15 protein-coding genes are annotated in these 12,423 nt (G+C 41.7%); all 15 read right to left on the bottom strand.

The features are described from left to right. Positions 1 to 14: 14 nt before the first annotated feature. Positions 15 to 200: a hypothetical protein gene (locus FTU75_RS03090; protein ID WP_180115100.1), complete on the bottom strand. Its 186-nt coding sequence runs from the start codon at positions 198 to 200 to the stop codon at positions 15 to 17. A gap of 28 nt (positions 201 to 228) precedes the next feature. Further along, positions 229 to 2,919, bottom strand: coding sequence for a phage tail tape measure protein (locus FTU75_RS03085; protein ID WP_180115099.1), 2,691 nt, complete (start codon positions 2,917 to 2,919; stop codon positions 229 to 231). Between the two features lie 53 nt (positions 2,920 to 2,972). Next, on the bottom strand, positions 2,973 to 3,446 hold the full coding sequence (locus FTU75_RS18335; RefSeq protein ID WP_257223698.1) for a hypothetical protein: 474 nt from the start codon (positions 3,444 to 3,446) through the stop codon (positions 2,973 to 2,975). Positions 3,447 to 3,744: 298 nt separating this feature from the next. Then, positions 3,745 to 4,218: a phage tail assembly chaperone family protein, TAC gene (locus FTU75_RS03075; RefSeq protein ID WP_180115098.1), complete on the bottom strand. Its 474-nt coding sequence runs from the start codon at positions 4,216 to 4,218 to the stop codon at positions 3,745 to 3,747. A gap of 39 nt (positions 4,219 to 4,257) precedes the next feature. Continuing rightward, positions 4,258 to 4,770 (bottom strand): phage tail tube protein, encoded by a 513-nt coding sequence (locus FTU75_RS03070; RefSeq protein ID WP_180110524.1) that lies wholly within the window; start codon positions 4,768 to 4,770, stop codon positions 4,258 to 4,260. Between the two features lie 45 nt (positions 4,771 to 4,815). Next, a complete protein-coding gene (locus tag FTU75_RS03065) occupies positions 4,816 to 5,184 on the bottom strand; it encodes a DUF3168 domain-containing protein (RefSeq protein ID WP_179997226.1) in 369 nt (122 codons plus the stop codon). Continuing rightward, positions 5,184 to 5,672, bottom strand: a complete 489-nt coding sequence (locus tag FTU75_RS03060) for an HK97-gp10 family putative phage morphogenesis protein (protein ID WP_180115097.1) — start codon at positions 5,670 to 5,672, stop codon at positions 5,184 to 5,186. Before FTU75_RS03060 ends, FTU75_RS03065 begins: the two co-directional genes overlap by 1 nt. Beyond that, positions 5,657 to 6,013, bottom strand: coding sequence for a head-tail adaptor protein (locus FTU75_RS03055; protein ID WP_180115096.1), 357 nt, complete (start codon positions 6,011 to 6,013; stop codon positions 5,657 to 5,659). The genes FTU75_RS03060 and FTU75_RS03055 overlap by 16 nt, the downstream gene beginning before the upstream one ends. Position 6,014: 1 nt before the next feature. Then, the gene (locus FTU75_RS03050) at positions 6,015 to 6,224 is read right to left on the bottom strand and encodes a hypothetical protein (RefSeq protein ID WP_180110528.1); all 210 of its coding nucleotides are present in this window, start codon (positions 6,222 to 6,224) and stop codon (positions 6,015 to 6,017) included. Further along, positions 6,225 to 6,521, bottom strand: coding sequence for a head-tail connector protein (locus tag FTU75_RS03045; protein ID WP_180115095.1), 297 nt, complete (start codon positions 6,519 to 6,521; stop codon positions 6,225 to 6,227). A gap of 72 nt (positions 6,522 to 6,593) precedes the next feature. Beyond that, the gene (locus tag FTU75_RS03040; RefSeq protein ID WP_180115094.1) at positions 6,594 to 8,114 is read right to left on the bottom strand and encodes a phage major capsid protein; all 1,521 of its coding nucleotides are present in this window, start codon (positions 8,112 to 8,114) and stop codon (positions 6,594 to 6,596) included. A gap of 69 nt (positions 8,115 to 8,183) precedes the next feature. Next, positions 8,184 to 8,924, bottom strand: coding sequence for an HK97 family phage prohead protease (locus tag FTU75_RS03035; protein ID WP_180115093.1), 741 nt, complete (start codon positions 8,922 to 8,924; stop codon positions 8,184 to 8,186). After that, positions 8,914 to 10,167, bottom strand: coding sequence for a phage portal protein (locus FTU75_RS03030; protein WP_180115092.1), 1,254 nt, complete (start codon positions 10,165 to 10,167; stop codon positions 8,914 to 8,916). The genes FTU75_RS03035 and FTU75_RS03030 overlap by 11 nt, the downstream gene beginning before the upstream one ends. Beyond that, a complete protein-coding gene (locus FTU75_RS03025; RefSeq protein ID WP_180115091.1) occupies positions 10,164 to 11,924 on the bottom strand; it encodes a terminase large subunit in 1,761 nt (586 codons plus the stop codon). Before FTU75_RS03025 ends, FTU75_RS03030 begins: the two co-directional genes overlap by 4 nt. After that, entirely contained in the window at positions 11,921 to 12,400 is a 480-nt protein-coding gene (locus FTU75_RS03020; protein WP_075167502.1) for a P27 family phage terminase small subunit, read from the bottom strand. The genes FTU75_RS03025 and FTU75_RS03020 overlap by 4 nt, the downstream gene beginning before the upstream one ends. Between the last annotated feature and the right edge of the window lie 23 nt (positions 12,401 to 12,423).

Genomic DNA, 12,423 nt, shown 5'->3' with positions numbered 1-12,423 from the left:
CCTCTAGTGTTTTGCTATAAATCAGGTCGATTTTTCTTAAAGAACTTCACAAAAGCTTTTGTGCCATCAGGACTGAATAAGTAATCACTCAGACTTTCACGCTCATCTACGAGCACGAATTTTGGCTCACTTTGGACTTTGGGCTTTTTCAAAAAGCAGCCCAACGCAACACCTGCACTAAATATCAGTAATTTTTTCATTTCTCTAATTCCTAAAAATAACTCTGAGTTATACACCCAAGGCTGAACGGTTTCGTTTAAAGAATTTCACAAAAGCTTTGGTTCCATCTGGACTGAATAAATAGTCACTCAGACTTTCACGCTCATCAACAATTACAAAGTTCGGGCTTAGATTGACGTTTGCCTGAGCCACCTGAGGTGAACCCAAATATTTCGGTGTTGCTGCCATTCTAGGACTTTCCAATTTGGGAGCATCAAGCACCAAACCACCATCTGCAAAGCCATTTTTAATAGACTGACGTAAAGCATAAAAGCCAGCTGGACCACCCAAAGCAGCAATCTCCTCTTGAGTTAAAACACCTTCACCACGGTGAACGATACCCGCTGGATCATACTTACCACCATGCCCTGTATAACCGCCAGATGCGTAGCCTACTGGGCTTAATGCAGATACTGCAGCCTGAAGTAAACCCGTCTCCATGGTGGCAATACCGACTGCAGGCAAGTTATACGGAAATGGTGCAGATGCCCAAGCAGCTGAAATAGCTGCGTAGCTATTCATGGCAGTTGAAAATAAAGCTGCGCCTTTTTGGATACCACCAAGAATGGCATAAGCTGAGCTTGAAGAATCGACTAAGCCCATCATCATGCCCGCAAAATCAGCACCATACTGAGCACCATAAGCCATTTGCATTCCTAAGCGCTGCTGCTGATATTCTTCTTCAGTAATCAACATTTGTGCACGTGCTTCTGCAAGCAAATCTATATCTTGCTGATATGGAGACTTTTCAAGCCCCATCATGGACTGATAATCACCCCAAACCTGTTCACGCTTGGAGTTTTCTTCTACACCTTGCTGAATATTCGCCTGCTTTACCAGCGCATTTTTCATCTCTGGTGAATATTCTGCTGTATTGAGAATTTCTTCACGCACTAAAGCATAATATTCACGGGCATAGTCTTCAGCAGACATATATGCCTTCTTGGTTTCAAGAAGCTGCTTTTGCTCTTTGAGCTGGGCTTCCTTCTTCTCCAAAGCATATTGTTGATTAAGCGAAGCTATTTTCAATTTTCTTTGATCATCACTAAGCTTCTTGTCTGCAATAATTTCTTGACGTTTGATTTTAAACGTGTTTTCAAGCTTCTGTTGATCCGTTAAATTATGCTGAACAAGGTCATAATCATTCTGCATGGAAATGAGCTTTTTCTCTTGCTCAAAGCGGGTTTTAGCTGCAGTAAAATATTCCTGACTTACACCTGCCTTAGTTAGCCTCTGAACCTCTTTTTGATAATCGAGCAGACGCTGATCATCACTAGAAGCGTAGTCATATTTAATCCGCTCACGCTCTTCTAGAACCTTGTTATATTCACGTTCAGCTTTTGATAACGCTGATGTTGCTTTAGAACTTTTTTCTTTAGCTTTAGCATTATCTTCAGCCTGTTTAGTATTTACTTTCAAGCCTGCACTATTTTGCTGAGATGTTGCTGTGGTTTTCAAAATCGCTTGCGTCAGTTTATTTTGCGCACTTGCAGTTCCAGCAAAAGCATCTATCGCTTTTTTCCCGCTGTCTAAAGCAGTATCTGCAATAGCTGACCATGACTGCTTTACAACACCCGCACCATTTTTAAGAGCATCAACTGCCCCACTAAATGAACCTGCTGTCACTACACCATATAGTGTTGAACCAACATTAATCAGTTGGACCATAGACTCGCGAGAAATCACAAACAATGTTTTTAATACACCCGCAGCAGTAACTACAACTCCAGCAAATGCATTCATGCCAATGCTTACAATAGATACCCCACTATCCAAGCCAACCGCTGAATTTGTGGTATCAACAAACAATCCCATTAAGTTAGATACTGCTGGCATCACAGCACTTACAAGTTGATTTTTCATACCTTGGAATTGAATATCAAGAACTTGCGTTTGTGCTGCTAACAGTCGTGATTGCTCAATACTTTCTTTTGTTTTAAGTACGCCAGCCTCTTCAAGTGCTCTTCCGTACTCTTCTAATAATTGCCCATTTTCGGCAAACAAAGGAGCCAGGTTTCCCAAATCAGACGCCAAACTTTCAAAAACAAAGCGACGTTCTTGGCTTGTTACACCCAATTCATCCATTTTATTATTTAGAAGCTGGATAGCTTCAACACCATCTTTGCCTTGTAATGTTTTTGCAAATGATCTGATTTGATCCTCAGTCATCTTGGTATTATTTTTCAATGCATCAAAAAAGTCCGCAGCACCACCACCTTCTGTTGCACTAAACTCACCTAATTTTTCCTGAACATCTGCAAGAATAGAGCCGAGCTGATCTTGTGAAACACCAAAACCTAAAGATGCTTGTTCTAAAATTTGAAAATTTTGCACACTGGTGTTAGCACGGTCTGCCAGCATTTGTAACTGTGCATCTGCTTTGGCTGTCTCTATCGACATCTGTATCAATGCACCGGCACCAATTAAAGCTCCACCAACAGCCATACCAGCCAATGCACCACTTGCAGCAACAACCCCACCACGCAAGCCATTTACTTTACCCAATACACTATCAAGGGCAGAACCAAATTGAGTGCCACCCAATGATTGATTCATTTGATCTTTAAAGTTAGAGAAGGCCTTGCCCATTTTATCTGTCGATTCTTTGGCTTTACGCTCAGCTCTGTTCATCGGCTCGACAAACTGACCGATCTGCGCTACTAAATCTAAGGTTAATCGACCCAATGAAGCTGTAGCCATATTTTTCTCCAGACATAAAAAAACCGCCCGAAGGCGGATCGTGTTTTGATAATCTATTTTGTGCAGTACTTGTTCCACTTTTCAGCGAATGACTTTGCATTCACTCCGCCTTCAATGTACAACGTTTGGTCTTTTTCTACAGCTACGAATCCTTTAAACCCAGTATATGCACCAAAAGAATTTTTTGCATTGTATTCTCCGCAAGCAACTGCACCAGAATCGGTGTTTTCATGGATTTGTTCACCCCTAAACTGTACCGATTCAGGATCTTTTGCATTTTGCTTAATTTGCTGTTGTGAATAAAACAACAAAACACCTGCTTTATTTTCTTTTTCAGTGACTGGCTGTGTATTTTCAGAATTATCTTCACCTGAAAGCAGCCCGATGATTACCATAAATAGCATTAAGCCTGCAAAAATAAGCGCTATTTTTGATGTTTTCTTTGGCTGTTTTGCACCACATTGTGGACAAGTAGGCGCTTTATCACTTACTGGAGAACCGCATTCTTTACAAGGTTTAATCGCCATTCTAACCCCCTATACTTATAAGAGGTTAGAATATAAACAGTTTAACTCTCTTAGTTCAAGTGACTTTGCATGAGCTGTTTAAGCCAAATAGAGCCTTTCATCAATCAGCTTCATTCGATTATTTAAGCTTTTTTGCAAAACTATTCCCCACTATACTGCTGCATTGCCTCTTCAAAACTAATTTCAGGCGCATCATGGTTCGGTAAAAAGTCATATTCATCTTCCACCTGAAAGCCTTTTGCCTTGGCATACATAAATTTCAATCCTGCCAAGGCCTCTTCAAACCTCAGTCCAAAGTTTAAGCTTCCTCTGCGCTTTCTGTACTGCCACCAGTAGATGTATTCTCTGTGACTAAGGCTTCGCTTGGCTTCGGCAATGGTTCTGCCTCCAATGCCGTTGAGGACAAGCTCTGCCCAGAATTCTTCTCCTTCAAATTCGGCTTCGCTGTAGCCTTTCCCAAGAAGTTCTTCTTCAGAATTTCTTCCCAAACTGCATCAATCAATGGCTTGCTAAAGTGCTGACGAATTTCATCTTCTGTAAATTCAGGTTCACCTTTTTCACTCACAATACAATCCGCTAGAATACTGGCCAAAGCCTCTTTCTTTTCCTGATTGGCTTGCATCTGTGCGATGGCAGTTGAATAGTCCATAATTTTAATATGGGTTTCAAATTCGCAAGGTTCACCATTCACCATAATTTCTACGGTTATCTTTTCGGGTGTATCTATTAAAATGCCTGCTTTAATATCGGCTAAGCTCAATTTTTTTTTCATGGTTTAATCCAAAAAATTAGCCCCTTTCGGGGCTAGGGTTTAAGCAGTTTCACGAATCCATTCAACTTTGGTGCTACGCTGAATAGTGACTGTAGTTTTCACTACGGTATTGGCATCAATATCCATCGGGAAAGAATCGATATAACCCGTGAATTTATTCCAACTACGACCATCAGGTAAGGTCACTGCACCTGTTGCAGCTTCCACTGTTGGTACAATACTTTTTGCCTCACCTTTATTTTTACCGGCCCATCCCACAATAAAAGTACGCTCCTTGCCTGAAACTTCTAAATCGTATAAACGACCATGTGAAGCCTCTTTCGGATCTGCATTTAACTCAAAAGTTGCTTGGCCGGTATCTTTTAAGCCACCTCCTTCCATGTATTTCTTACTTTCTTCTTCATCCAAAGGTGTTACTTCGATACGTTCCTTTGAATCAGTACCAGGCTTAAAATTCAAAGCCCCAACAACTTTTACAAGCTCAAATTCGCCTGGTGTGGATTTAGATTCATCAACTACCCAGATGTCGGTACCCTGTGTACGTCGTGCCATAATTTTCTCCATAAAAAAACCACCTATTTGGTGGCTTTCATTTAGTTAAGGTTCTTCTAACCATCGGCTTTCAATCCGAATACGGTACAAATTGACTTCTGGCTCCAACTCGCAGCCAGTAAAATCCTCAATAGAACAATTTTCTTCAATAACTTTGCGTACTAACTTGGCAATTTTCCGTGTAGTACCTTTATCTTTGGCATAAATATCAATTTGCACATATAACGCATCCATATCTGATACCCCAGATAAATACTGCTCTGGATCTGCACTGATAATCTGCCAACATACATAAGGTGCATCATTCATGTTGATGGCATCAAACTCACCAACTTTTAAGCCAACACCATCAGAAAGCAATGTTGCCAATTCCGTATCGACTGCACATAAATCATATAGCGGGATAATAAGCATTATTTAATATCCCTCATCAAATCAGCTTGTAACTTTTCAGCAAAGGCATCTGTCGCATTTTGAATATTAGATTCCAATGCTGGGCGCATATATGGCTGTGCTTTGGTTTTCGATGTCCCAACCTCCACTAGCCAAAAATGTTTGGTGTCATTTTCCACAGGGGTGTAATGCGGATTTGGCTGTCGTGGCTTGCCTTTACGTTGCACATTTTCATTACTACGCCAAAACTCACCACCGCCCTTTACACCAATACGCACTTTGGCAGAATTTTTATCACTGGTTTTACCTGCACGTACTACCAAATTTTTAGAAATATCAGCACTGGTTTTAGGATCATCAATTTTTTTAGCATTGTCCTTGGCAGATTGTAAAACTGGCTTTGCAGCTGCTCGAAGTGCTTTTTTTACATGTTTTTTGGCTACATTTTTGGTCATTTCATCCATTTTTTTAAGGGCATCTTCTAAACCCTCAATTACAAATCCTGCCATGTATATGCCCCTAATTCACATGCCAAAGTGATATATTCACGCCCAGTTTTATTATCACGTAATGGTGCAATAATGCGGTAATACAACCCATCACAAAGCAAACGACACTTGGTCCAGTCGGTATTCGGCTCAATATCATCCTGACGTAACACAACGCGAGTTGCTATAACCTTTTGTTCTTTACGTGCAGAAATAAAATCGCGAACTGAAGCATCTGCAATACGGCCATAAATAGGAAAGATGGTAGTCCATACTGTTTCACGGTCACCACTACCATCGGTTTTTAAAACGAGTTGTTGACTTTGGACTTCAATGTATTGGTTTAAGCTTCCTGATTGCATGTCATTCCCCTATTTCATGGATGCCAGCTGTCCAATCAAGTGATTCTTTAAGATGATGCTCAATCTCTGCGAGAAGTTCTTTAATACAGTTCGTTGAAACAGGAACCGTGCCTTCTTTCATCTTTTCTTGAAAAACTAAAACCTTTTTCAGAGCATCTTCTTGAGCAATAATTGAAAGCATCGCTGCTTTTTTTATTAAACGTTTTGACATTTAGACCCCCATTTTTCGGTATGGCAACATGTACATTTCAACTGCTTGGTTAACGTATAAATTGACTTCAGTTTGAGCTGCTCGGTTCTCGTACATATCTGTAATGATCAACAAGGCTGCAATCGTCAAATCTTCATGCAATTCACCATTGACCGTCACTTCTTCAAGTGGTCGATCTAAGAAATTTTGAATATGTTTGAGAGCTGCTTTTGTGAGTAATCCGATGTAATCATCATCACGATCATGTAGAACACGTAACTGTTTTTTGACAATGTTGGGGTCAATTAAATCACTCATAAAAATAGCCTTTTTGCGACACGAAAAGAGTTAAAAAAAGCCCCTGAATAGGGGCTCTCTTTTAAAGTTTTATTATGCTGGACCGACCACATCCACAGCTTCAGAAACCGCTGCGCCAAGTACTGCAATGACCTTCGCTTCCTCAGCTGCGGCCAATGGATTTGGTTCGATACTCCAATCACCAGTGGCATCAGCAACTGTTGATGCTTTTGCTATGCTGCCAACACGTACAATAATGACGCTATTTGGTTCAGCGGTACCGCTGAGTTCTGCAACAGTATTCACAACAATCACAGGCGCATCAATTTCTTCAATTGCTGGCAGATATCCAGCAACGCAAGCATCAGGAATTGAAACACCTGAAGCTGCACGCATTTCTGCACGTACCGTACACAAGTTTTTACGGAAGTTATCACCATCTTCAGTGGATAGCTCAACTGCGACTTCTTCACGAATGTATGCTGAAACACCTAAGGTAATATTACCCGTCCAGTAACCACCCACTGGCATTGCAGCAGTCAAAATCACAGGCAAATTCCAAAGCACTGGCTGAACTGCTGCACCTGGTGCACCAAATACATAGTGACCGTCAGTGCCTTTAATACGTTCAATTGCACCCCATGATTCAGGATTCAATAAAATGTATTCTGGCAGAATCCCGGCTGCACCCGCTTTATATTTACTGCGGTTTAGTACATCAATTGCCGTGTCCGTATCCTTTACAGCAACAGTTAAATGCGTACCATCTTCGATTAGACCAATGAATGAACGAGCACCGGACACACGACCATCACCGCGAACAATTTTCGCTTCAAGTTTAAGGCGTACACCGTAAGCCATACGGCCTTCAATATATGCTGCAAGCGCTGGCATATCAGAAATAAGCTGAATCGATACTTTGATCCAGTGTGCAATCGTACCTGTTTTAAGGTCAACTACACCAAATTCCAAATTTGATTCTGGCTTTTCTGCAGCTTCAGCAACTTCATCCGCCATGATGTCAAATGCCGATTCACGGAATAGCGGTACAAGCTCATTTTGAACCGGGGTAAACGCGATGAGATCCAATAAAGTCAGAGCACGCTCTGGTGTCGGAATGGAGGTCTGTGCAAATTGTGCTGTATCACCTAGCCCCGCCAAAGTTACGATATTTCGTGCATGCAGATCATCAAACTGGAATTTGCCTTTGGCGCGGGTAATTGCTTGAGCTTGGTCTACAATATTCTTATTGCGAATTAGAATACCCGCAACAGAATCTGGATTTGCACCACGCTGTTGCACACCATCTACCAATTTTTGTTGTAGATCTTCAATTTCACCAGATAACTTCTTAATGTCATTAGAGCGTGCTTCTAAGTCATTTTTAATATTGTCAGGTAAATCATCTAATTTTTTGATGCCATCCTGATAACGAGTAATCAAATCATCAAGCTGTTTTTTTCGCACAGCCAGATCGGCACAAGCTTGTTCAAAGTCCTTGCCAGTTTTGGTATCACGTGGATTTAACCCCAAAAATGGTGATTGAGGTTGAGACTGTTGAGCAGCGATTGAAGCCATAGCCAATGCTACTGTTTGTTTCGAAAGTGCTTTCATACTGTTTTTCCATGCATAGAAAATGAAAAACCCGCCTTTTAAAGCGGGTCATTGTTTAAACAATTTTTATTAAGAATCTAACCAAGCCAAAGGATCTTTTTTCGGTTCAGTTTTTGGTGGTGGATTTTCTTTTGGCTTATGCACATCGGTTAAACGTGCAATCAGTTTTTTTGAGTAATCCCCAGCTAAGCCCAGCGAACGCAAAAGTTCTTCAGCATCATCTTCTGATTCAATCGCTTCAATGGTCTGATCATTGATCACACGCGCTGAATCATCTGATGGCTCATCAACAACACTGATTTCATAAATGTCAGCTCGACGAATCTCAATATGAGTGCCTTTATCGTCATAATCCAAATCACCGATTGGGAAAAATGCAATTGAGAATCCATCTACCGTGCCATGTTGGACCATGGCAGTCACATCACTGGCAATGGCTAAGCGTGGTGTAAATTCAAGTTCAACATAAAGACCGACTTCATCTTCTTTAAGAACTGTATATTTACCAATACGCATGGCTAGCTGTGCATCGACATACCAAAGTCGCCAACCATGGTTGTAATACGCATGAATTTTCTTGGTTCCAGCAGCAAATGCAGCACAAACTTCAGCAAATGCACCACGAATGAATTTTTCACCGTGATAATTGATTGAATCCCATTTCACCGCATAACCGCTGATCTTCACGATGCCAGTTTTTTCGTCCTTGTTGATAAATCGTAAGTTATCCGCAACGACAGGCATTCGACGGCATTGCACTTTTGGCATGTTTGGCGAAAACTTATTCCGCACATGCAGTTTATTTTTCATCAGCTTTCGCTCCATAAATACCTTTTTTCATACGTTCAGCAGTGGTCATATTCACTGGAACCAATAAGAAATCACCATTTGCATCGGGTGCATCACCCTCTTCACGACGGATCTCGTTAGGCGATGCCTGACCGCTAAGAATTCGATCTTTATTCGAGGCAATTCGTTGCAGATAAGACGCTCTCAACAAATCTTTGGTCTTGAACTCAAATTCGTAATCATCCCAATCTTCACGCGGAAGCAAATGAATACGGATACTTTCTTCGATACGTTCCAAATATGGGCGTAAACCAAATTTGTAAAATCCATCGATAATTTGCTCAATACCACTGCCCCATGCGGTTGCACCTTCAGTCAAATACACCAGAATTGGTGGCACACCAAAGTATCGGCAAGCTTCTTCAACTGACATTTTTCGAATTTGAATTAATTCTAGATCCGCTGGTGTTAGACTGATTTTCTCAAATCGCATATCACCTTCGAGTACAGGCATTGATCCATCATCACCATTTACGAGAATATCCATCTCGTCACGAATTTCGTTTCTTTGCTCTTTTTTCAACCACTTTGGTGTCAAAATCGCGCCTGTTGGCTTAGCACCATTGGACATCAGACGAGTAGTTTTCTCATTACCAGCTAGACCCACACCAATGGACTGAGCTCCATAAGCAATGGGTGACATTCCCATCAATCCCGTGCCAAAAAGTTTGACATGCCAAATATCCTTTTCAGAATATTCGACTTTCTGACCATTGATTTGACACTGATAAATCGGATTGCCTTTATCGTCTAACTTCAGATCTACTGATCCAGAGTTAATAATTTGAATACTGGTGAGCTTTTTTCCGATGTAATCACGCTTGCCAAAGCTATTGCCTGCGACAAGGTTCAGCATCAGCTGTTCAAAAAACTCAACACGGGTCTGATAACGGTTCGGCTTGTTGTTCAGCAATCGAATCAAGTCATGATCTTTAATTTGTGTTCGCGTTCCATCCTTATTGATCTTGAACATTTGCAAAGGCAACGTGGCCACTGACTCAACAAGAATCTTAACGCAAGCAAAAACAGCACTGAGCGTCATCGCACTATCAAAGTTGACAGGCTTAGCCGTTCTCAAAGTAGAAAGGGGACGATCATGTAATGTCGCCCCCCTTTTGTCTTGCTTTGGTCCCGTTCCGCGAACCTTCAGCTTATCGCGATTTGTTTTATCACGAATTTTCACTTTATCGCGCTTTTTACTCATCGCTTCGCTACCTTAATCATGTCATTCAACCAGTCATCAATGTTTCCATCTTCTTCACCTGGTACCAAGTCGAAAACGTCCAATTTATCCCAAAGCATTGCCCGTGTAGCACCAATAATGGCAGCCACACCAGCATCAATTTTTCGTGCCTTGTCAGGCTTACGTGGGAAAATGTTGCTGTTGTTGTCTTCTTTAACTTCAATATTGCACATACACCAATGCAGCACTGGATTGCCATCATGATGAAGCCTTCCATCACGGATCAACTCTTCCATCCAACGCATGCCGATACTCAACGGATTGACCTTTTGAGGAACTTCAATTGCTTCTAAACCATCGGCAATCAAATCCTGCCCGAATTGCGCTGCATTCCATGGGTCAAAACCAATTTCATACATATTGGCTTGCAAATGACTTTCGATCACATCTTTATAAATCTGTGAAAAGTCAGTGACGTTCCCTGGCGTTTCAATCAGATGACCGCTTTCGACCCAATCCAAATATTCATCTGGACGTTTCTGACCGTCCATTGCACGTCTTTGATTTACCACGTTGGAGTTGATGTACTGATGCGCAAAAATATACCAATGCACACGCCCATCAATCAGTTTTGGGAACCATTTCACATAACCGGCCAAGTCCATTTTGCTTGCCAAGTCTAAGCCACCAAACGAAATACATCCTTTAAAATCATCTTCAGTGACGCTCGGATCTGCAATCAACTCCCATTCACTCGAAGCAATCCAACTGTCTGCACCTTGCACCCATTCATTCAAACTTTTCTGTCTGAATCGGCTTTCCTCAGCAGCGGTTTTGATCTTTTTATATTTGCCTTGCAGGTAATTCGTGTCAAAAGCAACGCCCATACTTGGATTGGCTTTTGGCCAAACCGCAGGATTTCGCCAGTCATCACCCTTATCGATGGTAAAAATGATGCCGAAATAACGTTCTAAATTATCTTTACCATACAAAATATCGACAACTTTACAGCGTTCACGCCAACAGACCCCGATTTTATTGCTGCCTGCTGTGGTAATACCCAAAACCAAAGGCTCACGACGAGCAATGACACCATCTGCCATGATGTCGTAAGTTTCAGAATCCTTATGTGCATGAATTTCGTCAAGAATGGCACAATGGACGTTTTTACCGTCCTTACTGCCTTCTTTGTCTGTCGCAATCGGACGGAAAATACTGTTGTCGTTGCCAGTGGTCGAACGGATCTCATACTGAGTCGTTTCAATACCAAATGTTGCTCTTAATTCAGCATTCAGCAGTACCATCTGCTTGGCATCCTGCCACACAATTTTTGCTTGGTCATAATTGGCAGCTGCTGCATAAACTTCCGCACCCGCTTCACCATCACCACATAACATGTACAAACCGATGGCAGCAGCAAGGGTCGATTTCCCATTTTTCTTGGAAATTTCGACATAAGCATCAGTAAAACGTCTGATACCGTCCTCATCTTCCCAGCCGAAAATGTTGCCTACAACAAAAACTTGCCATGGATCTAAGATGAAATGCTTACGTGCTAAAGCACCTTTCCAGTGATGCAAGTTTTCAATGAACGAGCACACATGATTCATGCGCTCTTCACTGAATGAATATGGAAAATCGTGGTCGTTTTCTTGGCGTTTTAAATCATTTAGAAAACGTTTTACTGCTAATTTTTCAAACTTTCCCGCAATTCGTACACCTGTTTGCACGTCTTTGCAGTACTGGTGCATGATTTCTAAATAATTTCTTTCGCTCATGATCGTCTACGCACTGTAAATGCACTCTCTGGTTTAGTTGGTTCAGGCGTTTCAAACCCAAGACCCAATTGCTGACTCTTATCCGTCTGAGCACCACGCATACCACTTCGAGAAGCTGGAGTCAGACCAAATTCTTTGGACAGTCGCAAAATGTCATCATGCAGTCGGTTTCTTAATGTGAACCACACTGATTGGACCTTAAATTTATTTGGTGTCTCATCCACGAAGTCATCAACGGTCTGTAACTTGGCCAAGACAGCCTCATAGTCAGAAATATTTCGGCAGAGCAATGTAAACGCTGCTCCATCCACTTCACTTAGCAGACCAACTTCAACAAGTTTTGGTCCTAACTCTTCCCAAACTGCATTTGCAACTTTGGTCAAGCCTGCAGGCTTAGGCGGGATTTTTGCCTTTACTGCAACTTTCGGTTGCAGTAGTTCAGATCCAGCTTGGAATGTGAAATCTTTATCAGTCATAAATCACCTCTGATACCCCCCTC

The sequence above is a fragment of the Acinetobacter sp. YH12140 genome (assembly GCF_013418475.1).
GTDB lineage: Bacteria > Pseudomonadota > Gammaproteobacteria > Pseudomonadales > Moraxellaceae > Acinetobacter > Acinetobacter amyesii.
This window is presented reverse-complemented; position numbering and strand designations above follow the sequence as displayed.